Origin of the sequence: Pantoea sp. B270, from assembly GCF_018726825.1 — a bacterium.
GTDB lineage: Bacteria > Pseudomonadota > Gammaproteobacteria > Enterobacterales > Enterobacteriaceae > Pantoea > Pantoea dispersa.
The window spans coordinates 542,852-567,752 of sequence record NZ_JAHCSX010000002.1 but is presented as its reverse complement, the minus strand read 5'-3'; the positions used below and the strand labels follow the sequence as shown (position 1 = coordinate 567,752).

Sequence of the window (24,901 nt, the reverse complement as noted above, 5' to 3'; positions counted from 1 at the left end):
GGCTATCCTTTGGCGGGCGCGCGGCTCGGGTTGAGAATGCGGGTGTTGAGCCAGATGGCGAGCAGGATGATGGTGCCAGTGGCGATCTGGGTATAAAACGGCGAGATATGCGACAAAATCAGGCCGTTCTGGATGATGGCAATCGACAGCGCGCCGAGCAGCGTACCGATCACGGTTCCAAAGCCGCCAAACAGGCTGGTGCTGCCCAGCACCACGGCGGCAATCACTTGCAGTTCAAAACCTTCGCCCTGGTTAGAGGAGCCGCTGCCGAGGCGCGCGGTGATGATCATGCCAGCCAGCGCCGCCGCCATGCCGCTGAGAATGTACACTTTCATGGTCACCGCTTTGGTATTGATACCGCTGCGGCGTGCGCCTTCCGCGTTGGCACCGATGGCGGTGACGTAGCGGCCAAAGCGCAGGTGATTAAGCACAATGTGACCGGCCAGCAGCACCACGATGCCGATCAGCGCCGGCATGGGAATCCCCAGCACCCAGGCGCGACCCATAAAGGTGAACAGGCTGTCAGCCGGCACCGGAATCGAATAGCCCTGCGTCACCAGCAGCGCGATGCCGCGCACCACTGCCAGCGTGGCCAGTGTGACGATAAATGCCGGTATCCCTTCCCAGGCGATAAAGAAGCCGTTGATGGCGCCCACCAGCGCACCGAGCAGCAGCCCGCCAATCAGCACCACCGGCCACGGCAGGCCCCAGTTATTGAGCGCAATGGCCGACAGCGCGCCCACCAGCGCCAGCGTCGAGCCGACCGACAAATCGATCCCGCCGGTAGTAATCACCAGCGTCATCGCGGTGGCGACGATCAGCAGCGGCGCGCTTTGCCGGATGATATTCAGCCAGTTGGTACTGGTAAGAAAGTTGCTGGTGATCAGCGAAAACACTACGCAGCAAAAGACAAAAAACAGCGCGATGCTCACCACACCCGAATGGTTATGCAACAAGCGGCGCGGCAGAGAGTGCTGGATCATGCGTGAACTGCCTAAATTCATGATGCTCATCCTGTTACCTCAGTGTGCTGCCGCGGACTGCGCGGTAAATTTCTCACCCACGATCAGGTTGACGATATCGCTCAGGCTGGTGTCCGCCACGCGGCGATCGGCCACGTTAGTGCCCTCGTACATCACCATGATGCGATCGCACACCAGGAACAGATCCTGCAGCCGATGGGTGATGAGGATCACGCTGACGCCGCGCGCCGACACGCGGCGAATCAGCTCCAGCACCGCCTCGACTTCCGCTACCGCCAGCGCGGCAGTGGGTTCATCCATAATCAGCACTTTAGGATCGAACGCGGCGGCACGGGCGATAGCAATCGCCTGACGCTGCCCGCCGGAGAGGTTACGCACCAGCAGACGGGTATCAGGAATCGAGATGCCCAGACCTTTCAGCATCTCACGCGCCTGCGCATGCATTGTGGCCTGATCGAGAAACGGCACGCCGAGGATGCGTCTGGTCGGTTCGCGGCCCATGAACAGGTTACCGGCCACGTCGACCGTGTCGCACAGCGACAGATCCTGATAAACCATTTCGATATGGCAACGGCGCGAATCCGCCGGATTGCTGAAGTGCTGCTGTTCGCCATCAATGCGGATCGCGCCGCTGGTAGGGATCACCGCGCCGGACAGCACTTTGGTCAGCGTCGATTTGCCGGCGCCGTTGTCGCCCACCAGACCGAGCACTTCACCGGGGGCCAGCTGCAGATTGACACCGCGCAGAGAACGAATTGAGCCGTAGGTTTTGGTGATGTTAATCATCTCCACCCGGGCCGGAAGAGCTGGTAATTGCTGCATTGGATCACTCCCATCAACGCCTGTGGGAAATGTTTAGCCGGTCGCGAAAAAGAGGCTATCTGACACGATTTACAATCTAGTAAACCGGTTTATCTGTCAGATAAACCCTTAATTCACAGCAACAGGGTAAACGCTACAATGATATTTACTCGCCAGGTATGACATTGCAGCATCCATGCCAGCCTGAATAACAGGCACTGCACTCGCGGCTAACTTGTTGTAATACATCGTATGTTATGTAATCAGCAAGTAAACCGGTTTACTCACTATACCGCTAACGGAAAAAATCGCTCACTTTTTGCGCCAAGATTGTGCAGTTTTGCCTCATTTTGGGACATCGCTAACAAATCCCACCGAATCGCGACCAATCCATTCCACCGGTAAACGTGTCTCCATCGGGATGCTGCTGTCGTTGTTGAGCAGGCGCAGCATAATGCTTACCGCCGTGTGGCCCAGCTGGCGCGCTGGCTGGCGGATGGTGGAGATACGCGGCTGCGTCAGATCGCTGTAGTTGGCGTCATCGAAGCCGACCAGCGACAGCGCCGCCGGTGCCTGCAGGCCGATGGCGCGCAGACCGTCGAGCAGTCCCAGCACCAGATAGTCACTGGCGGCGAACACGGCGCTAGGGCGCGGCGTGCAGCGGAACAGGTGCTGCAACGCCTGCTGACCAAATTCGCGCTCATAATTGCCATACATCACCCATTGCGGCGGTACGGTTAAACCGGCCTGCTGCATCGCGGTGCAAAAGCCAAGATAGCGTTCGCGCACGCTCATCAGCTGCTCCGGGCCGCCGATAAACGCAATCTGCGTGTGCCCGGCGGCGATCAGCTGCTCGGTGGCCATGCGGCCACCCTGCACGTTATCTGCAAAGACCTTCGGCACGTTACTGCCGGGAATGTCTTCATCCAGCAGCACCACATGGCGCTGCCGCTGGATCTCGTCGCGCAGCAGGCCGTTGTCCGGCCGGTTGGTGGTGAACAGGAGACCATCCACCTGGCGTGTATCCAGCCAGCGGATAAACTGCGCCTCTTTGTCCGGGTTGTTGCGCGTGATGCACAGCACCAGACTGTAACCGTGTGCCGACGCTGCTTCTTCGGCGGCATCCGCCAGTTCGGCAAAAAACGGGTTAGTGATATCCGGCAGTACCAGGCCTAAGGTTTCGCTGCCGCCTTTGCTTAAACGCCGCGCAAGAGAATTACCGCGATAGTCCAGCGTGCGGATCGCGCTTTCAATGCGGTCAACGGTGTCCTGCGGCAGCACAATACTGTGATTCAGATAGCGTGACACCGTGGCTTTTGACAGGCCAGCCAGCTTTGCCACGTCAGATAACAACACGCGTTTTGTACTCATCCATTTCGCCATGTTTGCCGGGGTGGCTTATCTGTAACACAGTTAAGCGCGACTAATACAGCGCTTTCCCGATTGCGTTGCTGGAGAAATAAACACTTGACAAAAAAATTCGTCGGGCGAATTGTATAAAGCGTTTACCGCAGTACCGGGATTAACTTCCCAACCCGACATTGTTTTTTTTCACCCCGCACTCCCAGTGGATGGGATGCCGAAAAAGACAACGCCGGCGGCATCAAAACACGGCATTATCGCCGTGCTCAGAATCATTGAACTGATATTTACCTGCCAAAAAAAACGCTCAGCGGTACGTCGCTGAGAAGCGCTGGTTATTATTATTCCCGACGAGGAACTCAATGATGTCATCTTTCAGCGGAAAACTGCGTTCACTATTCATTGCGAGTGGTTTACTCGCCGCAGGTTCATTATGCGTTCAGGCTCACGCCGCACCCACTTATGCGTTAGTCCAGATTAATCAGCAGGCGCTGTTTTTTAACCTGATGAATCAGGGCGCGCAGGAAGCGGCCAAAGCCAGCGGTAAACAGCTGGTGATTTATAACGCCAACGATAATCCCGTGGCGCAAAACGATGCGATTGAAAACTATATTCAGCAGGGAGTGAAAGGCATTTTGGTGGATGCGATCGATGTCAACGGTATTATGCCAGCGATAAAAGAAGCCGCAGCGGCGAATATTCCGGTGATTGCGATTGATGCCGTATTGCCTGCCGGTCCGCAGGCAGCGCAGGTGGGCGTAGATAACCTCGAAGGCGGAAAAATCCTTGGTAAATACTTTGTCGATTATGTTGCGAAAGAGATGGGCGGCAAAGCGCGACTGGGAATTGTCGGCGCGCTCAATTCGGCCATCCAAAACCAGCGTCAGAAAGGTTTTGAAGAGACGATTAAAAGCAACAGCCAGATAACGGTCGCCGATGTGGTCGATGGCCAGAATATTCAGGACAACGCCATGACCGCCGCCGAAAACCTGATTACCGGCAACCCGGATCTCACCGCGATCTATGCCACCGGCGAGCCGGCGCTGCTGGGTGCCATTGCCGCAGTGGAAAATCAGGGGCGGCAGAAGGACATCAAGGTATTCGGCTGGGATCTGACGGCAAAAGCCATCAGCGGCATTGACGGTGGCTACGTTACCGCCGTGCTGCAGCAGGATCCAAAGAAAATGGGTGAAGAAGCGCTGAAAGCGCTGAATAGCCTGACGGCCGGTAAAACCGTGAGCAAAACCATTCTGGTTCCGGCCACGGTGGTGACCAAAGCCAACGTCGATAGCTACCGTTCGCTGTTTAAGTAACCGCCAGGCGCAGACGTGAACGTCTGCGCCCAGGCTTAGCGCTGCGCCAGAATACGTTGCAATTCATCAGCATCGGGAAACGCGTTCAGTGTGCCGGTGCGACTGACGGTAATTGCCGCCGCCGCGCTGGCATGCTGCAGCGCCAGCATGTCAGGCGCGACGCCGCGCAGCAGGGCAGACGCCAGCAGCACGGCGAGGAAGGTGTCACCGGCGCCGGTGGTATCGACGGCCGCGACGTTAATCGCCGGGCAGAACACGCGCTGATTGCCGCGTATCAGCAGCGCACCGGCAGCACCCTGGGTAATCACCAGTGTGTTAACGCCGGCGGGTTGCAGCAGATCGGCTTCCGGTTGATTGACCACCGCGATGTCAATCAGCGGCCAGAGATCGGCGAAGTCCGGATTGACCGGTGAAGGATTAAATACCGTGGTTAAGCCGTGCGCTTTTGCCCAGCTAAATAACCGGCGGGTTTTATCTGCAGAAAAATTGCCCTGCTGCAGCAGAATATCGCCGGCAGCGGCATCGGCTAAGTAAGCCAGGATAATATCCGCTGCCAGCGCGTCGGCCGCGGCGGTGGTAGTAATAATGGCATTATCGCCATCGCTACTATTAAAAATAATTGAGGTGTCACTGTGAGCAGATAAAAAATGAGGCGGCAGTAGGGTTAATTTCTCGTGCCGGATGCGTTCGCGGATCCACTGGCCGTTAATATCATCGCCAGTGGCGCTAATTAAGCGCGTATCGATGCCGCAACGCGAAAGTATGATTGCCTGATTGGCGCCTTTGCCACCGATATCCTGCGCAATTTTTTTGCCATGAATTGAGGCGCCTTTTTCAGGGAGTTGATCGATGGACCAGGTTTCATCCACCACAATATTGCCTGCAACATAGACACGCATAGTTTTCTCGTTAATAAGGTGAAAGAGATGGCTTCTATATCAGCAGAAAAAAGTAACGCGATACAAGATATTTTTTCACGCAGTAAGGCGGTGATTGGGGTTATTCACTGTGATGCTTTTCCCGGCTCGCCGAAATACCGTGGTAAACCGGTGGGGGAAATTATCGATTGTGCCCTGCGCGATGCGGATAATTATCTTGCTGGCGGCGTGCACGGTTTAATCGTTGAGAATCATGGCGATATTCCCTTTGCCAAGCCCGACGATATTGGTCCGGAAACGGCGGCATTTATGGCGGTGATCACCGATAAAATTCGCGAGCGTTTTGCTGCACCGCTGGGAATTAACGTGCTGGCCAATGCGGCAATCCCGGCGATTGCCACGGCATTAGCCGGCGGGGCGGATTTTGTGCGCGTTAACCAGTGGGCCAATGCCTATATCGCCAATGAAGGTTTTATCGAAGGGGCAGCCGCTAAAGCGCTGCGCTATCGCAATCAGTTGCGGGCCGATCATATCCGCGTATTTGCCGATAGCCATGTTAAACACGGCAGCCACGCGATTGTCGCCGACCGCTCGATTCAGGAGCTGACGCGTGACGTTGACTTCTTCGAAGCCGATGCGGTGATCGCCACCGGCCAGCGCACCGGCGACAGCGCCACGCTGAGTGAGATCGACGAAATCCGCGCCGCAACTGCCTTGCCGCTGCTGGTGGGCTCAGGCGTGACGCCGGACAACGTCTGCCAGATCCTTGGCCGCACGCAGGGGGTGATTGTCGCCAGCACGCTGAAAGTTGATGGCGTGTGGTGGAACCCGGTGGAACTGGCGCGTGTGAAGCACTTTATGGCGGTGGCGCAGGCTGCGCTGGAGGAGGCGTGATGGAAAGCTTCAGCGATCGGCTGCTGACGCAGCATCAGGCGCTGTGGCAGGCGATGCAGCAGCACCGCTTTGTCGTCGACATTGAGCACGATCGGCTGCCGGACAGCGTGTTTAATCGCTATCTGGTGTTTGAGGGTAACTTCGTCGCCACCGCCATTGCTATTTTTGCGCTGGCGGTGAGCAAGGCACCCGGCATTCGTCAGCAGCGCTGGCTGATTGGCGTGCTCAATGCGCTGGTGGATACGCAAATCGCCTGGTTTGAGGCGGTGCTGACGCGGCGCGGCATTCAGCCAGCGGATTATCCGGACGATCTGCCCGGCGTTAGCGCATTCCGCGATGGCATGCTGAAAGTCGCGCAGCAGGGCAGTTATGCGGAAATCATCACCCTGATGTTCGGTGCCGAGTGGATGTATTACCACTGGTGCCTGCGCGTCAGCGCGCAATCGCAGCAGGACGCTGACGTGCGCCGCTGGGTAGAGATGCATGCCGAAGACGAGTTCCATCAGCAGGCGCAGTGGCTGAAAACCGAGCTTGACCAGTGCGCACTGACGCTCAGCGCGGCGCAACAGGCGCAGCTATCGCAGCTTTACGCCCGCGTGCTGCAGTGGGAGATCGATTTCCACAGCGCGGCTTATGCGGAGAGTGCCCATGACTAGCTGTTTCATCGAAGCGCGCAACATCGGCAAACGATTCGGCGCGTTAACAGCGCTTAGCCAGGTCAATCTGTCGATCCATCGTGGCGAAGTGCTGGCGCTGCTGGGTGACAACGGCGCGGGCAAATCGACCTTTACTAAAGTGTTATCCGGCGCGTACAGCGCCAGCGACGGCGAGCTGTGGGTAGACGGCAGGGCGGTGAAATTCACCTCGCCGCGTCAGGCCGCCGATCACGGTATTGCCACCATCTATCAGGAGCTGGCACTGGCAGAGAATCTGTCGATTGCCGAGAACGTGTTTCTTGGCCGCGAGCTGAAGCGCCGCGTGCTCGGCATTCCTTTTCTGCGCCGCCGCGCGATGCGCGAAACGGTGGATCGACTGCTGACCGAGCTCGATGCGCACATTTCCGATGCCGAAGCGGCGGTCGGCAGTCTGTCCGGCGGCCAGCGCCAGGCGGTGGCGATCTGTCGCGCACTCAATCTCAACGCGCAGCTGGTGATCATGGATGAACCTACCGCCGCGCTGGCGGTTGCGGAGACGCAGAAAGTCCTGCAGCTGACGCGCCGCCTGGCGGAACGCGGCTGCGCCGTGGTGCTGATCAGCCACAACATCAGCGATGTGTTTGCCGTGGCCGATCGCATGGTGGTGTTTCGTCGCGGTCGCAAAATCGCCGAGCGCCGTCACGCGGACACCACGCCAGACGAAATCGTTGCACTCATTACCGGTGCGCATCCTGATGCGCGCATTTTCGAAAACACCTAAGCACTCACACCAGGGGAAATCATCATGCATCGCATTGCTACTGCTGTTTGTTCGCTGTCGTTGCTTCTATCGGGTTACGCCTTCGCGGCACAAAAGGTGGCCTTCGTGCCGCAAATCATCGGTATTCCCTATTTTCAGGCGATGGAGGCGGGCGGCAAGCGCGCCGCGCACGATCTCGGCGTGGAGTTTGTCTACAGCGGTCCGGTAGATACCAACCCGATGGATCAGCTGCAGATCGTGCAGAACCTGATTGCGCAGAAGGTCAATGCGATTGGCATCAGCGTGCTGGATGCCTCCAGTATTGCGCCGGTGATGGCGCAGGCGCAGGCGAGTAATGTGCATCTGTTCACCAGCGACAGCGATGCGCCCGACAGCGGGCGGCCGGTCTATGTGGCGCAGGCCACCGATGAGGGCCTGGGCGATACGGTGATCGATGAGATGGTCAAACGCGTCGGCGAGCGCGGCAAAATTGGCATCGTCTCCGGCGAAGCCACCGCGTCAAACCTCAACAGCTGGATTGGCTTTATGCAGCAGCGGGTGAAAAGCAAATACCCGCACATTACGCTGCTCAAACCCCAGTACGCCGGCGGCTCCGCCAGCCGCGCGGCGCAAATCACCACCGATTTGATGTCCGCTAACCCCGATCTGAAAGGGGTGATTGCCATGGCCTCTACAACCTGTCCGGGCGTGGCGCAGGCCATCGAAACCGCCGGCAAAAACGGCAAGGTAATTGGCAGCGGTTTCTGCAGCCCGAACACCGCGCGCGCCTATCTGAAAAGCGGGGCGTTTGGCTATACCGTGCTGTGGGACCCGGAAAAGCTTGGCTATCTGACGGTGTGGGCGGGCAAACAGCTGATCGACGGGAAAGCCTTTGCCGCCGAAAACCACGTTCCCGGCTTTGCCCAACCGGTGACCTTTGACAGCAAAACCGGTGTGCTGCTGCTCGGCAAGCCGGCGGTGTTCACCAAAGATAACGTCGACCAGTTCAAATTCTGACGAGGCCTGTGATGCATATGACTTCGCGGGAAATCGTTCTGCTGGCGATCGCCGTGCTGGCTGGCGCCTGCTTTACGTGGTTTTCGCCGTGGTTTGCCACCGCTGACAACCTGCTGACCATTCTGCGCAACAGCAGCGAACTGCTGTTGATCGCGCTGGGTATGACGCTGGTGATCGCCATGGGCGGCGTGGACGTCTCGGTGGGCGTGGTTATGGGCGTGGCCGCGTGGGGCGTTGGACAACTGCTGATGCTGCAATCCCCGCTGCTGGCGGCGCTGGCCGGACCGCTTATTGGCCTGCTGGCAGGGCTGATCACCGCGCTGGTAGTGGTGATTGGCCGCATTCCGGCGATTGTTGGCACGCTGGGGCTGTTCGGCGTCTGGCGCACGGCGCTGTTTGTGCTGCTGGGCGGGCAGTGGCTTTCCGGTCTGCCGGGCGATCTGACGCACGCGCTGATGCGGCCGCTGCTGGGGCTGCCGCTGATGGCCTGGCTGATTGTCGCGGCCTGGGCGCTGGTGTGGCTGGCGCTGCGCCATACGCCGTACGGGTTATGGCTGCTGGCCGCCGGCAACTCCGAAGAAAAAGCGCGGCTGGCGGGCATTCCGGTAACCCAGGTGCGTGTCGCGACCTTTGCTCTCAGCGGCGTGCTGTGCGGCCTGGCCGCCACCTGCTACATCGCCACCTATCGTAACGTGGAGATGACCGTCGGCGGCACGCTGGCACTGGAGGCGATTGCCGCAGTGGTGCTGGGCGGCACGCGCATTACCGGCGGCTCCTGCAGTCTGCTCGGCACGCTGCTCGGCGTGCTGCTGTTGCGCATTCTGCAAAATGGCCTGCTGCTGATTGGCGTGCCCTCGCTGTGGCAAACCGTGGTCACCGGGGCGGTGCTGTTGCTGGTGCTGAGCAGTGAAGCAGCCAGTGGGCGGCTGTTATCGCTAAGGAGGCTGGCATGAAATTGTGGCGCAAAGCCCCCGACCTGACGCTGCTGCTGGCGCTGTGGCTGTTGCTGCTGGGCGCCATCGCGATTGTGCTGCCGCAGATGCTGGCGGCATGGTCGCTGACCTCCATCCTGCAGTTTGCCACGCTGCTGTCGCTGGTGGCGCTCGGGCAGTCGCTGGTGGTGATGACTGGCGGCGGCGGCATTGATTTGTCGGTTGGCGGTAACGTTTCGCTCTCGGCGGTCATCGGCATGCTGGCGCTCGATCAGGGCATTGCGTCCGGCTGGCTGCCGCTGATTTGCCTGCTGAGCGGTAGCCTGGCCGGCGCGCTGAACGGCCTGCTGGTGGCGCGCTTACGCCTCTGGCCGCTGATCGTTACGCTGGGCAGTTTTTATCTGTTCTCCGGCCTGGCGCTGGCATTAACCGGCGGTGCGGCGCTGGCCGGCGTGCCGCCGCTGCTGACGCAGTGGGGCCGGGCGGCCATGCTGTCCGTTCCGTTGCCTTTCTTAACCTGTGTCATCCCGGCGTTTCTGCTGGCGTGGCTGATCCTCAGCAACAGCGCCTGGGGCAAATGGATCTACGCCTGCGGCTTCAACGAGCACGCCACGCGGCTGGTGGGCATTCCGGTCGATCGCCTGCGGCTGCTGGTTTACTGCCTGAGCGGCGCGCTGGCGGGCTGCGCCGGCTTTATTTCCCTGTGCTGGCTCGGCAGCGCCCGCCCGGAAATCGGCGTCAATCTTGAGCTGGAGTCGCTGACTGCCGCGCTGCTGGGTGGCGTGGCGATCTTTGGCGGGCGAGGCAGTGTCATCGGCGTTCTCGCCGCCGCGCTGATGCTGGTCACCCTCAAAACCTGCATGTTGCAGCTGGGGCTGAACAGCGTGTGGCAACTGGGCGTGGTGGGCATGCTGTTAATCATGGTGTTAATGGCACAACGACTTTTTATCTATCGGAGATAACACATGAGTCTGACTAAAAAAATTAGCGCGCACGTCGATGCCAGCGCGCAGCGTATCGCGCAGACATTATGCGACCTGCTGGCATTTCCCTCGGTGGTGAAAGTCGATTCGCGCGAGGCCGGGCCAGGCGAGCGCGACTGCCAGCGCTATCTGCAGCAGCGGCTGATGGCGCTGGGCATGGACACCGATCTGTGGGATCCGGATGGCCCGGCGCTGTACCAGAAGTATCAGGGCCGCCCGGGCGCCAATAAAGGCCGCACCTTCGAAGGCCGTCCTAATCTGGGCGGCACCCTGAGCGGATCCGGTGGCGGCAAGTCGCTGATGCTTACCGGCCATATTGACGTGGTACCACCGGGTCCAGCTGAGCACTGGCACAGCGATCCCTTTGTGCCGGAGATCCGCAACGAGGCGGTGTATGGTCGCGGCGCGGTCGATATGAAAGGTGGCGTGGCCTGCATGCTGATGGCGGTGGAGCTGCTGCAGGATCTCAACGTGCAGCTGGCCGGCGACGTGGTGTTCACCACGGTAGTGGATGAAGAGATCGGCGGCATGGGCTCGCTGGCAATGGTGGATCGCGGCTTCAAAGCCGATGCCGGTATCATGACGGAGCCCACTGCCAACCGCATCGCGCCGATTTGCCACGGCATTTTGTGGGCGCGCATCATTCTGGATGGCATCGGCGGCCATGCGGAATTAACGCCGAACAGCTGGGACAGCAGCGGTCCGGTAGATGCCGTGATGTTGTGTCGCCAGATGCTGGACGGGCTCGATGTGCTGAACCGCCGCTGGCAGACGCAGCCCGATAAAAATCATCCACTCATGGATCTGCCCAACCAGATTATCGTGACGCAGCTGAAAGTGGGCGAGCATCCGGCGTCAATTGCCGGCCGCGCCGAGATCGTCATAGACGTGCAGTATCTGCCGGCAGAAAAGGATGAGATGGGGCTGGGCGGTAAGGTAAAACAGGAGATTGAGGCGCACGTGGCGAAGGTGTGTGCGCTGGATCCTTACCTGGCAAAGCATCCGGCGCGCGTGGAGTGGATACTGGACGCCGACTGCGCCGAGATCCCGGCCGATCATCCTTTTGTCAGCGCTTTTCAGCAGGGCGTGAGTGACGCGGCACTGAGCCCGCTGCTGGCCGGCTTTGGTGCCCACAGCGACATTGGCCTGCCCAGCACGCTGGGCCAGACGCCGACGGTCAACTTTGGTCCCGGCGATCCGGCGCTGTCGCATCAGCCTAACGAACATGTGCCGATTGCCGATCTGGTGGCCTGCACCAAAGCCATTGCGCTGACGCTGGTGCACTGGTGCGGGCTGGCGAAGGAAGCGGGGCGCTGAGAGCATTAACCACCGCAGTGACGCTGGCCGCAGAGGGCCGGCGTCATGCGTTAGCGCATTCTGTCACTGGCAAGATGATAAACGTCGCTGCGCTCGCGTTTACCGACCGCGACCACGGCGATGATCAACTGGTCATCAATTACCTGATAAACCAGGCGAAACCCGGAAGCCCTGAGTTTAATTTTGTAGCAGTCTTTAATGCCACGCAATTTGGCCGAAGGGATATGAGGATTTTCACAACATTTTTTGAGCTTTTTGGCAAACTGCTGCTGAATGGCTTTATCCAGCTTATGCCACTCCTTCAGGGCTTCTTCCCTGAACTTAACTGTCCATGTCACAGAAAGCTGTCCAAATCCACGTCAATCAGCGGCTGCTGGTGGCGTTCAGTTACCTTTTTAACCAGCTCTTGATCGTCCAGCGCCTCCAGCATTTGCTCGTAAAGTTGTGCGGGAACACAATAAAAGGCGGGCTGATTACGATTAAGAATCGCCACCGGCAAGCCTTCTCCCGCATTGACGGTCGCCATAGGATTCTTTTTTAATTCACTGACGCTGGCGCTCATATCGCTGAGAATGATGTTTGGCATACGTCTCTCCAGACTGGTTAACAGGTCTCAATATTATCAGTTTGGTGACCTGTTAACTAGTCCTGACAGCTTAGCCACTTACGCTTTTCCACCCTCCGCCAGCCAGCATGCACTGGCGGAGGGGACCTGCATTACGGCTGATCGGGCAGCGCGGCGAGTAACTTATCCAGCGTCACCGGATAGTCTCTCACTCGTACGCCGGTGGCATTGTAGACCGCATTAACCAGCGCAGCACCGACGCCACACAGCCCCAGTTCACCGACGCCTTTGGCTTTCATCGGCGAAGAGACCGGATCGGTGTCATCGAGGAAAATCACCTCCTGTTCGGGCACATCGGCGTGTACCGGCACTTCATAGCCTGCCATGTCGTGATTGACGAAGTAGCCGAGCCGGGTGTCCACCGCCAGCTCCTCCATCAGCGCGGCGCCGAGGCCCATGGTCATCGCGCCGATCACCTGGCTACGCGCGGTTTTGGGGTTAAGGATGCGCCCCGCAGCACACACCGCCAGCATGCGCCGCACGCGCACTTCGCCGGTGGCACTATCGACCGCCACTTCAACAAAATGGCCGGCAAAAGTGGATTGCTGGAAGGTTTTGTCCAGATCGCCGAATTCCATGGTCTCTTCCGCCATCAGCGGACCCGCCGCAGTGAGCGGCAGGCGCTGCCCGTTGGCGTGAATGTGCCCATCGGCAAACTCTGCGCTTTCCGCATCCAGACCCAACTGTGCGGCAACCTTCTCGCGTAGCCGGACGCAGGCCGCATAAACCCCGGCCGTGGAAGTATTGGCTCCCCACTGGCCACCCGAACCCGCCGAGACAGGAAACGCCGAATCGCCGAGCCGTACGCTGACCTGCTCAATCGGCACGCCCATCATCTCGGCTGCCGTCTGGGCGATGATGGTATAGCTGCCGGTGCCGATATCGGTCATGTCGGTTTCGACGGTGATTGTGCCTTGCGCATCCAGCTGCACGCGCGCGGCGGAGGGCGCCAGCAGGTTGTTACGGAAACCGGCTGCCACGCCCATGCCCACCAGCCAGCGCCCCTCGCGCCGTTGCCCGGGTTTAGCACAGCGCTCCGCCCAGCCAAATTTGCTGGCGCCGGTGCGCAGGCATTGCACCAGCTGGCGGCGTGAAAAGAAGCGCTCCGGATGCAGCGGATCGACCTGTGTATCATTGATGATGCGAAACTCAACCGGGTCGATACCGGCGATGGCGGCCATTTCATCCATGGCGATCTCCAGCGCCATCAGACCGGGCGCTTCACCCGGCGCACGCATCGCGTTGCCCTCGGGCAGATCGAGTTCGGCGAGGCGCAGCCCGGTAAGCCGGTTGGCGGCGGCGTAGAGTAATTCAGTCTGCTGCACCGCAGTTTCCGGCGTTCCGCCCGGCAGATTACCGGACCAGCTTTCATGGGCAATGGCGGTGAGATGGCCTTGCGCATCGGTAGCTAATCGGATGCGCTGCCGCGTCGCTGGCCGGTGCGTAGTGTTGTTGGGGATCATCGGGCGCGGCACCATCACTTTTACCGCGCGTCCCACGGCGCGCGCGCCCAGAGCCGCCAGCAGCGCATCGCTTCGTAAAAACAGTTTGCTGCCGAAGCCACCGCCGACGTAAGGAGACAGCACGCGCACCTTTTCCATCGGCATGTCGAGCGTGTGCGCCAGGTCGGTGTGGCACCAGTTAATCATCTGATTCGAGGTCCAGACCGTCAGGTGATCATCCTGCCACAGCGCCATGGAAGCGTGCGGTTCCATTGCCATATGGCTTTGATCGGGCGTGGTGTAGGTGGCGTCCAGCGTAAAGGCTGCGCTGTGCAGGGCAGCATCGACGTCGCCCAGCGTTTTATCCGGTTCACCTTCGGGTGACGTTGTCACCTCTGGCTGGGCCGCTTTAAGATCGTAAGCCCCCGTTTCAGCCTGGCAGTTAACCTTAACCAGCTGAGCGGCTGCACGTGCCTGCTCAAAGGTCTCCGCCACCACCAGCGCCACGGCCTGGTGGTAGTGTTCGATTTGATTATTTGCCAGCAGCGTCGCGGTGTTGCGCTCTGCCTTGTTAAGTTTGCCGGCGGTTGCTCCGGTGACGATGCCGAGCACGCCCGGTGCCTGCGCCGCGGCGTGGGTGTCAATCGAGAGAATATTGCCTTTGGCAACTGGCGCGCCGACCACATAACCGTAGGCCGCATCCGGTTCTTCAGCGTGCCATTCATAGGCGTAATGCGCCGAGCCGGTGGTTTTTAACGGCCCATCGATGCGTGCCAGCGGCTGGCCGACGACGCGCTGCTGGTCGATAGGATTGGCGGTTGCTGGTGTGTCGAATTTCATGCTTTGGTCCTCGCTTCCGCGATCGCTGAGGCGAGCGTGCGCTGCGCCAGCAACAATTTGTATCGGTTGGCTTCAGTGGGACGCGCATCAGCAAACAGCACATCGCAGACCGCCTGCGCCCCGTGAGGAAGTTCAGCATCCGCCGCCGCGCTGCGCCACGGCTGATGGGCCACGCCGCCGACGGCCACCCGGCCGCCACCCTCAGGCAGGATAACCGCTGCTACTGAGACCAGCGCAAAGGCGTAAGAAGCGCGATCGCGCACCTTACGGTAAATGTGCGTGCCACCCAGCGGTGCATGCAGGGTAACCGCGACGATCAGCTCACCCGGCTGCAGCACGGTTTCGATATGCGGCGTGTCGCCCGGTGCGCAGTAGAATTCAGCGATGGGAATAGCGCGCTGGCTGCCATCAGGGCTGACGGTTTCAATCACCGCATCCAGCAGTCGCATCGCCACCGCCATATCGCTGGGATGGGTGGCAATACAGGCTTCGCTGACCCCCACCACCGCATGCTGGCGGCTGAATCCTTCGCGTGCGGCACAGCCCGTACCCGGCTGACGCTTATTACAGGGTTGATTAACATCATAAAAATAGGAACAGCGCGTGCGCTGCAGCAGGTTGCCAGCGGTGGTGGCCTGATTGCGCAGCTGGCCTGAAGCACCCGCCACCAGCGCGCGCGTCAGCACGGCATAGTCGCGCCGGATGCGCGCATCTGCCGCCAGATCGGTATTGCGCACCAGCGCACCAATACGTAAGCCGCCCCCGGCGGTGGGTTCAATGCTGTCCAGCGCCAGTCCGTTAACATCAATCAGGTGCGACGGGGTTTCAATTTCCAGCTTCATCAAATCGAGCAGATTGGTACCGCCGGCGATAAAGCGTGCGCCCGGATGCTGCATCGCGCTGCTGGCGGCCTGTGCAGGCGTCGCAGCCCGTTCAAAGGTAAAGGCTCTCATGCTTTCTGGCCTCCGGCGTACTCTTCAATGGCGGCAAGAATGTTGGCATAGGCGCCGCAGCGGCAGATGTTGCCGCTCATGCGTTCACGAATCTCTTCATCGCTCAGCGCTGGCGCGGCGGTCAGATCGCCCGTGACATGGCTGGGAATGCCCGCCGCAATTTCCTGCAGTACCGCCAGCGAGGAACAAATTTGCCCCGGCGTGCAGTAGCCGCACTGATAGCCGTCGTGGCGGATAAAGGCGGACTGCAGCGGATGCAGATCATCCGGCGTGCCGACGCCTTCAATGGTGGTCACTTCGGCATCCTGCTGCATCACCGCGAGAGTGAGGCAGGCGTTGATGCGCCGGCCGTTGACCAGCACGGTACAGGCACCGCACTGACCGTGATCGCAGCCTTTTTTGGTGCCGGTCAGGTGTAAATGTTCGCGCAGCGCGTCCAGCAGCGTGGTACGGGTATCCACATTTAGCTGCTGAGGTTCGCCGTTCACCTGCAGCGTGACCGGCACCGTGACGGGGGCCGGCGCGGCGGAACCGGCACCGGCTGTCAGCCGGGCTCGCTCAGTCTCTTCCTGCTGCGGTGAATACCGCTGCGTCTTCTCATCGCGTGGGTTGCTCATGCCTTTGCCTCCGGACAAGTGGCGAAATGAAATTTCAATGACACCGATTTTTATAAGGTTTTGGAAAACTTTAAGCATAGACGTCAATACGCAGACGACCATGCGGCAGGGCGAAACCGATCCCAGCAACGGACAAGTCTGAAGCCTGTCGGTCTGTTCACGGTGACAAATACCCACATTCATGATTAATATGCATGCTTTGCTAAACCGTTTTAGCGATTAAGTGAGACTGAACTATGATGAAACGTATCTGGTGTCTGGGTGATGCCGTAGTGGATTTGCTGCCTGATGACGAGGGCCGTTTGTTGCAGTGTCCCGGTGGCGCGCCCGCCAACGTGGCAGTGGGTATCGCCCGGCTGGCGGGTAACAGCGGATTTATCGGACGGGTGGGCGACGATCCTTTTGGCCAGTTTTTGTGTCAGACCCTGGCGCAGGAAAAGGTGGATGTTTCCCATATGCGCAAAGATGTGCAGCAGCGCACCTCCACGGTGGTCGTGGCCCTGGATGAGCAGGGCGAGCGTACCTTCACTTTCATGGTGCGCCCCAGCGCCGACTTGTTTCTCACGCCAGACGATTTGCCGCGGTTTCAGTGTGGCGAGTGGCTGCACTGCTGTTCGATTGCGTTACTCGCCGAGCCGTCGCGCACGGCGGCGTTAACCGCCATGCAGCGCGTGCGTGAGGCGGGCGGTTTTGTCAGCTTCGATCCGAATATCCGTCTTGATTTGTGGTCCGATGCGGCGGAGCTGCTGCAATGCCTCAGTGCGGCCCTGCAACGGGCGGATGTGGTGAAGCTCTCCGTGGAAGAACTGGCCTTTATGACGGACACCGCCGACATTGACAGCGGCATCGCGCAACTGGCGCAGCGCTTCTCCGTAAAATTGTTGTTAGTCACGCAGGGCAGCGCTGGCGTGCGTGCTTATTTTGATGGCCGGCAAACTCACTATCCCGCGCGTGCGGTGATCAGCGTGGATACCACCGGTGCCGGCGATGCCTTCGTGGCGGGACTGCTGTGGGAACTGGCGCAGCGGGGTCTGCCAGTGGATGAAGCGCAGCTGGCGGCCTGCCTGCTTACGGCGCAGGTGTGCGGGGCGCTGGCCACCACCGCCAAAGGCGCGATGACCGCGTTACCCAACCATCAACAGCTACAGCAGCACAGTATCTGACCCCGCCGTTTTCCCTGTTTTGCGATGTATCTCACATCCACTAAATCGGTTTAGCAAAATCCATTGCGCTTTAAAAAATGGCACCGCTATGATGCGGTGCCTAAACCGGTTTAGCAAAAAAATACATCTGATGATAGCCTTGCCTCAGGGATGCAAAACAGTGAAAAAAAGCATAATCGCGATAACCCTTAGTACCGTATTAGGCTCAGGCTCAGCCTGGGCGGCAGACGACATGAGCAGTATTGAAGCGCGTCTGGCGGCGATGGAAAAACGGCTGGCCGCGGCTGAACAGCGTGCCAGCGTGGCGGAGCAGCGCGCGCAGGCGGCGGAACAGCAGGTGCAAAAGCTGGCTGCGGTGCAGCAGCAGAACCCGACGCCGGTTGCCGTGGCACAGACCGAACCGCAGGCCGCTCAGCCTGTTGCGCCTGCCGCCAGCAGCGAGTCAGAGGGCTTTGAGTTTCATGGCTACGCGCGTTCCGGCCTGTTGATGAACAGTTCCGCCGCCAAAACTCAGGGCGGGCCCACCGTCACGCCAGCCGGTGAGACCGGCGGTCACGTCGGGCGGCTCGGCAATGAGCCGGATACCTACGTTGAACTTAACCTCGAACATAAACAAACGCTGACCAACGGTGCCACCACGCGCTTCAAGGCGATGCTGGCCGACGGACAGCGTACCTACAACGACTGGACTGCCGCCAGCAGCGATCTCAACCTGCGTCAGGCGTTTGTCGAGCTGGGGCAGCTCCCGACCTTCACCGGCGCGTTCAAAGACACCACGGTGTGGGCCGGTAAGCGTTTCGACCGCGATAACTTCGACATCCACTGGATCGATTCCGATGTGGTGTTTCTCGCCGGAACCGGGGCCGGTATTTACGACATGAAGTGGGGCGATGACGCCCGCAGCAACCTGTCGATTTATGGCCGCACCTTCGGAGACATCGAAAATAACGACAACACCGCGCAAAACTACATTCTGTCGCTGAATAACTTTGTCGGGCCGCTGCAGCTGATGGTGAGCGGCATGCGCGCGAAAGATAACGATCAGCGCACCGATATTGACGGCAACCGCGTGAAAAGTGATGCCGCCAGTGACGGTGTGCACGCCCTGGTCGGATTGCACAACGACAGCTTCTACGGCCTGGGTGAAGGTTCAGCGAAAACCGCGCTGCTGTACGGTCATGGCCTCGGCGCAGAAGTGAAGAGCATTGGTTCCGACGGCGCGCTGTTGCCGCAGGCGAATACCTGGCGGCTCGCCAGCTACGGGATGACGCCGCTGGGCGCGGGCTGGCACATCGCGCCGGCGCTGCTGGCGCAGAGCAGCAAAGACCGCTATGTCAAAGGCGACAGCTATGAGTGGGCCACCGTGAACCTGCGCCTGATTCAGGAATTTACCCAGAACTTTGAGATGCAGTATGAAGGCTCATATCAGTACATGGATCTGCGGCCTGAAGGCTATAACAATCGTCAGGCCGTCAGCGGCAACTTCTACAAGCTCACCGTCGCCCCCACGCTCAAAGCCAGCGACGTGGGCGAATTCCTCAAGCGTCCGGAAATCCGCCTGTTTGCCAGCTGGATGGACTGGGATCATCGTCTGGATAACTACGCCAGCGATGACGCCTTTGGCAGCACCGGCTTTAAGTCCGGCGGCGAGTGGAACTTTGGCGTGCAAATGGAAACCTGGTTCTGATGAAACGGCCCGCGTGCGGGCCGCTTAGCGCATGATGGCATAACAACCAAAAACAGAGGTTACTATGGATTTTGTTACTCTTTCCCGGTCGCTGCTGCCGCTGCTGGGAGGCCGGGAAAATATCGCCAGTGCGGCGCACTGTGCCACACGTTTGCGCCTGGTGCTGGTGGATGACGCCAAAGCCGACACCGCCGCGATTGGCAAACTGGAGGGCGTGAAGGGCTGTTTTCGCAATGCCGGACAGCTGCAGGTGATTTTTGGCACTGGCGTGGTGAATAAAGTGTATGCCGCGTTTATCCGCGAAGCTGGCATCAGTGAAACCAGCAAGTCGGAAGCGGCGGATATCGCCGCGCGCAAGCTCAATCCGTTCCAGCGTATTGCGCGTCTGCTGTCGAACATTTTTGTACCGATCATCCCGGCGATTGTGGCCTCTGGCCTGCTGATGGGACTGCTCGGCATGGTTAAAACCTACGGCTGGGTTAACCCCGACAACGCGCTGTATATCATGCTGGATATGTGCAGCTCGGCGGCCTTTATTATCCTGCCGATCCTGATTGGCTTCACCGCGGCGCGTGAGTTTGGCGGAAACCCGTTCCTCGGCGCCACACTCGGCGGCATCCTGACGCATCCGGCGCTCACCAACGCCTGGGGCGTGGCGGCCGGCTTCCATACCATGAACTTTTTCGGTATCGAAGTGGCGATGATCGGCTACCAGGGCACGGTGTTTCCGGTGCTGCTGGCGGTGTGGTTTATGAGCGTGCTGGAGAAGCAGCTGCGCCGGGTGATTCCGGACGCGCTGGATCTGATCCTGACGCCGTTCCTGACGGTGATTATCGCCGGCTTCGTTGCGCTGCTGGTGATTGGTCCGGCAGGGCGGATGCTGGGCGACGGTATTTCATTCGTTCTCAGCACGCTGATTGCCCATGCCGGCTGGCTGGCCGGACTGGTGTTTGGCGGGCTTTACTCGGTTATCGTGATCACCGGCGTGCACCACAGCTTCCATGCGATTGAAGCCGGGCTGCTGGGCAATCCGGCGATTGGCGTCAACTTCCTGCTGCCGATTTGGGCGATGGCTAACGTGGCGCAGGGCGGTGCCTGTCTGGCGGTATGGTTCAAAACCAACGATGTGAAAATCAAAGCGATTTCGCTGCCGTCCGGCTTTTCAGCGCTGCTGGGTATTACCGAGGCGGCGATTTTCGGTATCAACCTGCGCTTTATGAAACCCTTTATCGCCGGCCTGATTGGCGGCGCGCTGGGCGGTGCCTGGGTAGTGTCGGTGCATGTGTATATGACGGCTGTCGGTCTGACCGGTCTGCCTGGCATGGCGATTGTGCAGGCCAGCTCGTTGCTTAATTATGCCATTGGCATGGTGATTGCCTTCAGCAGCGCATTTGTGATCTCTTATCTGCTCAAATACAAAACGGACGCGGAATAATGGCGGCTTTTACATTGTTACCCGATATTTTACAGGCGGTGATGCGCGGTCAGCCGCGCGCGCTGAGCGACCCGCATTATCCGGGCTGGCATCTGGCGCCCGTCACCGGATTGCTTAACGATCCGAACGGCTTTATCCACTTCGCCGGGCGTTACCATCTGTTCTATCAGTGGAATGCGCTGGGCTGTCAGCATCAGCATAAATGCTGGGGGCACTGGAGTTCAGCCGATTTGCTGCACTGGCAGCATGAACCCATAGCGCTAATGCCGGATGAGGAGTATGACCGCAGCGGCTGCTATTCGGGCAGCGCCGTTGATGATAATGGCGCACTGACGTTGATCTATACCGGCAACGTGAAGTTTGCCGATGGCGCGCGTACCGCCTGGCAGTGTCTGGCGGTGCAGAATGCGCAGGGCGGCTTTGACAAACTCGGGCCGGTGATCGCGCTGCCCGACGGCTATACCGGACACGTGCGCGACCCGAAAGTGTGGCGGCATGGCGAGCACTGGTTCATGGTGCTGGGTGCGCAGGATCAACAAAAGCAGGGCAAAGTGTTGCTGCTGCGCTCGGCGGACCTGCGTGAGTGGCACAATCTGGGCGAGATTGCCGGCAGCGGCCTGAACGGGCTGACGGCAGCCAGTTACATGTGGGAATGCCCGGACATGTTTACCCTCGGCGATAGCACGTTCCTGATTTGCTGCCCGCAGGGGCTTGCCCGGGAACAGCACCGTTTTCTCAATGCGCATCCCAGCGCGTGGCTGTCCGGCGATCTTGATTACGCTAACGCCCGCTTTAGCCATGGCGAATTGCATGAGCTTGACGCCGGTTTCGAATTTTACGCACCGCAAACCACGCTAACCGCCGACGGACGCCGGCTGCTGGTGGGCTGGATGGGCGTGCCGGATGGCGAGGAGATGCTGCAGCCCACGGTGGCCAATGGCTGGATCCATCAGATGACCTGCGTGCGCGAACTGGGCACGCGTGATGGCCGGCTGTTCCAGCGTCCTGTCACTGAACTGCAGGCGCTGCGCAGCACTGAACAACACTATCAGGGGCCAGCCGCCGATGCGCCGGTCATTGATGCGCAGCGGCTGGAGTTACTGCTGAGCGGGCAGGGCGACATCACCCTGAATTTCGCCGACCGGCTACGGCTGGAATGGCGTGCCGACGGGCTGCGGCTCGCGCGGCGCAGTCTGGCAAACGGCGAGTGGCAGTTCCGTTACTGGCGCGGCGCGGTGAGTCAGCTCCAGTTACTGTGCGATCACTCCAGCGTCGAGATTTTCATTAATGAAGGAGAAGGGGTGATGAGCAGCCGCTACTTCCCGGCGAATCCGGCGCAATTAACCCTGACCGGACACGCAGAAGTGACGGCGCGCTACTGGTCGTTACGGCCGTGCATGGTAGAATAAGTCATTGTTTCCTTAACCGATGCACTGACGTGAGAAAAACCAAACGCGTTACCATAGCGGATATCGCCGCGCTGGCGGGGGTGTCCAAAGCCACCGCCAGCCTGGTGCTGAATGGCCGTGGCAAAGAGTTGCGCGTGGCGAAAGAGACGCGTGAACGGGTATTAACGCTGGCGCGCGAACATCACTACCAGGCCAGTATTCACGCACGCTCGCTGCGCGATAATCGCAGCCATACGCTGGGTTTAGTGGTGCCGGAGATCACCAACCATGGTTTTGCCGTGTTCTCGCACGCGCTGGAAAATCTGTGTCGCGAGGCGGGCTTACAGCTGCTGATCTCCTGCACTGACGAGAACGCCGGGCAGGAGCGGGTGGTGGTGGATAATCTGGTGGCGCGTCAGGTGGATGGGCTGATCGTGGCGTCCAGCATGTTAAGCGACAGTGACTACGTCAAACTGAGCGATCAACTGCCGATTGTGCTGTTTGACCGCTACGTTAATGATACGCAACTGCCGCTGGTGATGACCGATTCGGTCACGCCGACTGCCGAGCTGGTGGAACGGCTGGCGCGTGCCAATCCGGATGAAATTTATTTCCTCGGCGGTCAGCCGCGTCTGTCACCCACCAAAGATCGTCTGGCCGGTTTCATGCAGGGTCTCGAACGGGCAGGTGTGACGCCACGACCGGAGTGGATCATTCATGGCAACTATCACCCGAGCAGCGGTTATGAAATGTTTGCCGCACTGTGCGCCCGGCTGGGGCGTCCGCCCAAAGCGATTTTCACCGCCGCCTGCGGTCTGCTGGAAGGGGTGTTGCGCTACATGAGCCAGCATCATCTGCTGCACAGCGACATCCGCGTGGCCAGCTTTGACGATCACTATCTGTATGACTCACTGACACTGCCGATCGATACCGTCGAGCAGGATGTGCCGCGCCTGGCGCAGGAGTGTTTTACGCTGCTCACTACCATGATTAACGGCGATGAACCCATCAGCCAGCATACCGTGCTGCCGGCAACGCTGCGGCTGCGCTTTGGCAGGTAGCGCAGCCGCAGCGCGTTCAACGACTTAATCGGTCTCCGGCTCACACACCTGCCATCTGACCGAGCTGACGCCTTTTTCCAGGCTGATGCGGCTGACCAGATTTTCCAGCTGATCGGTCAGGCTGGGTTTACCCAGCACTTCCGCATTTACCGCCATGCGGTGTGAGGGTTCCAGATCCTCACTGTGCAGGGATTGCAGCCGCAGACCGCTGCCGCCAAGGCTGTGTAGCATCAGGCTGCGCACCTGCACCTCATCGGCCGCCAGACAGATGATCTGCACTTTGTAATACTGGCTGGCGTCCTCCGCAATAATGATGCTTTGCCGATTGATGCCCTGTGCCAGCTCGCGCAGCAGGATGTTGGCGCACAGAATAACCACGCAACCGATGCCTGCCTCCAGCAACAAGCCCATGCTGCATAACACGCCAATCGCCGCGGTACACCACAGCGTGGCAGCGGTGTTAAGACCGCGCACATTCAGGCCATCGCGCATAATGACGCCACCGCCGAGGAAGCCAATGCCGGAAACCACATAGGCCGCGACGCGCGAGGCATCTGCGGCAATTCCCGGCACGCTTTGTGTCATCAGCACAAACAAACAGGCACCGGTGCTGACCAGCGCATTGGTGCGCAGCCCGGTCAGGCGCTGGCGCAGCTGGCGCTCGCTGCCAATCAGCGCGCCCAGAATCAGCGCGACCGTGACGCGCAATAAAAAGATTTTCCAGTCCATGTCAGACCTCACTCCATCACCGCCGGGCAATGGATATTCAGGGTTATAAGAATGGATTACAGCGGGGCCAGACAGAACGCAGGAAAAAGGGGGGAGGGAAATCCACCGTCTTAACGCAGGGCTAAGACAGCGATGAGGCTATCTCAGCATCGGCACCGATTGTAATCGTGTGGGACAGGTGTCCAATTGTGTATCCTCATCAGTAAAAATTTCGCCGGCATTGTAGACGCTTTGCTCCGTCAGAGCGAAGACAAATCGCGCATCGTTTAAGCGGGGTTGAATAGGCATGAGATAATCACGCGTTTTCACCACAATCAGGCTGGAGTATCTGCTAAAAAACGTTTCATAATTAATTATCTGCGCTTATCCAAATACCCTAAGGTCTGACATGCAACCAATCAGTCTGCAAACCCGGTACCGTTCTGCAAACGAGAACACCATTGCGCTGTGGGCGAAAAATGCAGGCATCGGGAACATCCGTGAAGAGAACTATTACGATCCGGTAAAACTGGCGCTTGCCGCAGGGATAAAGCCGTCAGTTTCCTTACCGGTGTTACGTCTGATTGATGAATTGCAACGACTCACACTGGCTGATCCGCTTGCCGATACCTTGCCAGCGCAAGGTCTTCATTTTACTTTTTTGCCTCTGACCTTGCCGCTTTACAACATCAATGAGCGTTTACCAGCGAAAGTGGCGCAACTGACCACAATCTGGCAGGAATTTGCTGCGAAAAAAATCGTTATCCGGGGTCTGCGTTTAGTGGCGTTGCCCGGCCAGTTATTGCTTGCGGGCATACCTGACACGCCTGCGATTGCCATGCGCCAGTCATTCTGTGAAAAGGTTCTGGATTCAGACTGGAAAAATGAATTGCTGATGCGGCATAGCAACAGCCCGTTGCCGGCACCATTCTGGCACAGCACGTTACTGCGCTACAGCGCTGAGTTTTTACCCGCAGTTTTGCGTCAATTCTTTTATGAACGTCAGGATATCAATTTTGCTGAGGTGGCGGGAGAACTGATGCTGGCGAAGACTAACTACAACTGGACGAAGTGTTTTCCTTTATTGCCGGCGAGGATTTAAATATG

At 59.2% G+C, this 24,901-nt stretch carries 24 protein-coding genes; 14 read left to right on the top strand and 10 right to left on the bottom strand.

The features are described 5' to 3' along the window. Positions 1 to 2 precede the first annotated feature (2 nt). The 3 genes from KOL70_RS19015 to KOL70_RS19005 form a co-directional block, all read right to left on the bottom strand. Positions 3 to 1,004, bottom strand: coding sequence for an ABC transporter permease (locus tag KOL70_RS19015; RefSeq protein WP_164861075.1), 1,002 nt, complete (start codon positions 1,002 to 1,004; stop codon positions 3 to 5). Positions 1,005 to 1,022: 18 nt separating this feature from the next. Then, on the bottom strand, positions 1,023 to 1,769 hold the full coding sequence (locus KOL70_RS19010) for an ATP-binding cassette domain-containing protein (RefSeq protein WP_021509459.1): 747 nt from the start codon (positions 1,767 to 1,769) through the stop codon (positions 1,023 to 1,025). A gap of 360 nt (positions 1,770 to 2,129) precedes the next feature. Further along, on the bottom strand, positions 2,130 to 3,167 hold the full coding sequence (locus KOL70_RS19005; protein ID WP_058775032.1) for a LacI family DNA-binding transcriptional regulator: 1,038 nt from the start codon (positions 3,165 to 3,167) through the stop codon (positions 2,130 to 2,132). Between the two features lie 341 nt (positions 3,168 to 3,508). On the opposite strand from KOL70_RS19005, the gene KOL70_RS19000 reads away from it, so the two are divergent. Further along, positions 3,509 to 4,459, top strand: a complete 951-nt coding sequence (locus KOL70_RS19000) for a substrate-binding domain-containing protein (RefSeq protein ID WP_058758765.1) — start codon at positions 3,509 to 3,511, stop codon at positions 4,457 to 4,459. 35 nt (positions 4,460 to 4,494) lie between these two features. Here KOL70_RS19000 and KOL70_RS18995 read toward each other — a convergent pair whose 3' ends face one another. Continuing rightward, a complete protein-coding gene (locus tag KOL70_RS18995) occupies positions 4,495 to 5,358 on the bottom strand; it encodes a PfkB family carbohydrate kinase (RefSeq protein WP_215481349.1) in 864 nt (287 codons plus the stop codon). A 27-nt stretch (positions 5,359 to 5,385) separates the two neighbouring features. Between KOL70_RS18995 and KOL70_RS18990 the strand changes: the two genes are divergently transcribed. The 7 genes from KOL70_RS18990 to KOL70_RS18960 are packed head-to-tail and all read left to right on the top strand — an operon-like array spanning position 5,386 to position 11,875. Continuing rightward, the gene (locus KOL70_RS18990) at positions 5,386 to 6,231 is read left to right on the top strand and encodes a BtpA/SgcQ family protein (protein WP_058781454.1); all 846 of its coding nucleotides are present in this window, start codon (positions 5,386 to 5,388) and stop codon (positions 6,229 to 6,231) included. Then, a complete protein-coding gene (locus tag KOL70_RS18985) occupies positions 6,231 to 6,887 on the top strand; it encodes a TenA family protein (RefSeq protein WP_215481348.1) in 657 nt (218 codons plus the stop codon). The genes KOL70_RS18990 and KOL70_RS18985 overlap by 1 nt, the downstream gene beginning before the upstream one ends. Continuing rightward, complete coding sequence (locus tag KOL70_RS18980) at positions 6,880 to 7,647, top strand: ATP-binding cassette domain-containing protein (protein ID WP_104093608.1); 768 nt, start codon at positions 6,880 to 6,882, stop codon at positions 7,645 to 7,647. The genes KOL70_RS18985 and KOL70_RS18980 overlap by 8 nt, the downstream gene beginning before the upstream one ends. Positions 7,648 to 7,671: 24 nt before the next feature. After that, positions 7,672 to 8,643: an autoinducer 2 ABC transporter substrate-binding protein gene (locus KOL70_RS18975; protein WP_215481347.1), complete on the top strand. Its 972-nt coding sequence runs from the start codon at positions 7,672 to 7,674 to the stop codon at positions 8,641 to 8,643. A gap of 11 nt (positions 8,644 to 8,654) precedes the next feature. Next, complete coding sequence (locus KOL70_RS18970) at positions 8,655 to 9,596, top strand: ABC transporter permease (protein ID WP_058758759.1); 942 nt, start codon at positions 8,655 to 8,657, stop codon at positions 9,594 to 9,596. Continuing rightward, positions 9,593 to 10,537 carry an ABC transporter permease gene (locus KOL70_RS18965; RefSeq protein WP_132463790.1) on the top strand — a complete coding sequence of 315 codons (945 nt, stop codon included), beginning with the start codon at positions 9,593 to 9,595 and terminating at the stop codon, positions 10,535 to 10,537. The genes KOL70_RS18970 and KOL70_RS18965 overlap by 4 nt, the downstream gene beginning before the upstream one ends. A gap of 3 nt (positions 10,538 to 10,540) precedes the next feature. Then, the gene (locus KOL70_RS18960; RefSeq protein WP_215481346.1) at positions 10,541 to 11,875 is read left to right on the top strand and encodes a M20 family metallopeptidase; all 1,335 of its coding nucleotides are present in this window, start codon (positions 10,541 to 10,543) and stop codon (positions 11,873 to 11,875) included. 50 nt (positions 11,876 to 11,925) lie between these two features. Here KOL70_RS18960 and KOL70_RS18955 read toward each other — a convergent pair whose 3' ends face one another. The 5 genes from KOL70_RS18955 to paoA form a co-directional block, all read right to left on the bottom strand. After that, complete coding sequence (locus KOL70_RS18955; protein ID WP_058770149.1) at positions 11,926 to 12,213, bottom strand: type II toxin-antitoxin system RelE/ParE family toxin; 288 nt, start codon at positions 12,211 to 12,213, stop codon at positions 11,926 to 11,928. Beyond that, entirely contained in the window at positions 12,210 to 12,461 is a 252-nt protein-coding gene (locus tag KOL70_RS18950) for a type II toxin-antitoxin system Phd/YefM family antitoxin (RefSeq protein WP_088517619.1), read from the bottom strand. The genes KOL70_RS18955 and KOL70_RS18950 overlap by 4 nt, the downstream gene beginning before the upstream one ends. A gap of 131 nt (positions 12,462 to 12,592) precedes the next feature. After that, complete coding sequence (paoC, locus tag KOL70_RS18945; RefSeq protein WP_215481345.1) at positions 12,593 to 14,782, bottom strand: aldehyde oxidoreductase molybdenum-binding subunit PaoC; 2,190 nt, start codon at positions 14,780 to 14,782, stop codon at positions 12,593 to 12,595. Next, on the bottom strand, positions 14,779 to 15,735 hold the full coding sequence (locus tag KOL70_RS18940; protein ID WP_215481344.1) for a xanthine dehydrogenase family protein subunit M: 957 nt from the start codon (positions 15,733 to 15,735) through the stop codon (positions 14,779 to 14,781). Before KOL70_RS18940 ends, paoC begins: the two co-directional genes overlap by 4 nt. Continuing rightward, positions 15,732 to 16,352, bottom strand: a complete 621-nt coding sequence (paoA, locus tag KOL70_RS18935) for an aldehyde dehydrogenase iron-sulfur subunit PaoA (RefSeq protein ID WP_021509446.1) — start codon at positions 16,350 to 16,352, stop codon at positions 15,732 to 15,734. Before paoA ends, KOL70_RS18940 begins: the two co-directional genes overlap by 4 nt. Before the next feature lie 236 nt (positions 16,353 to 16,588). On the opposite strand from paoA, the gene KOL70_RS18930 reads away from it, so the two are divergent. The 5 genes from KOL70_RS18930 (at position 16,589) to KOL70_RS18910 (ending at position 23,086) form a co-directional block, all read left to right on the top strand. Beyond that, a complete protein-coding gene (locus KOL70_RS18930; RefSeq protein ID WP_215481343.1) occupies positions 16,589 to 17,515 on the top strand; it encodes an aminoimidazole riboside kinase in 927 nt (308 codons plus the stop codon). Between the two features lie 130 nt (positions 17,516 to 17,645). Next, complete coding sequence (locus tag KOL70_RS18925) at positions 17,646 to 19,202, top strand: carbohydrate porin (RefSeq protein WP_211075110.1); 1,557 nt, start codon at positions 17,646 to 17,648, stop codon at positions 19,200 to 19,202. A 64-nt stretch (positions 19,203 to 19,266) separates the two neighbouring features. Further along, on the top strand, positions 19,267 to 20,637 hold the full coding sequence (locus KOL70_RS18920; RefSeq protein WP_127834882.1) for a sucrose-specific PTS transporter subunit IIBC: 1,371 nt from the start codon (positions 19,267 to 19,269) through the stop codon (positions 20,635 to 20,637). Further along, a complete protein-coding gene (locus KOL70_RS18915) occupies positions 20,637 to 22,046 on the top strand; it encodes a sucrose-6-phosphate hydrolase (protein WP_215481342.1) in 1,410 nt (469 codons plus the stop codon). Before KOL70_RS18920 ends, KOL70_RS18915 begins: the two co-directional genes overlap by 1 nt. A gap of 29 nt (positions 22,047 to 22,075) precedes the next feature. Further along, entirely contained in the window at positions 22,076 to 23,086 is a 1,011-nt protein-coding gene (locus KOL70_RS18910) for a substrate-binding domain-containing protein (protein ID WP_058775021.1), read from the top strand. A gap of 24 nt (positions 23,087 to 23,110) precedes the next feature. Here KOL70_RS18910 and KOL70_RS18905 read toward each other — a convergent pair whose 3' ends face one another. Beyond that, positions 23,111 to 23,815 (bottom strand): MgtC/SapB family protein, encoded by a 705-nt coding sequence (locus KOL70_RS18905; protein WP_104093619.1) that lies wholly within the window; start codon positions 23,813 to 23,815, stop codon positions 23,111 to 23,113. A gap of 388 nt (positions 23,816 to 24,203) precedes the next feature. On the opposite strand from KOL70_RS18905, the gene KOL70_RS18900 reads away from it, so the two are divergent. After that, on the top strand, positions 24,204 to 24,896 hold the full coding sequence (locus KOL70_RS18900; protein ID WP_104093620.1) for a hypothetical protein: 693 nt from the start codon (positions 24,204 to 24,206) through the stop codon (positions 24,894 to 24,896). The last annotated feature ends 5 nt before the right edge of the window (positions 24,897 to 24,901 follow it).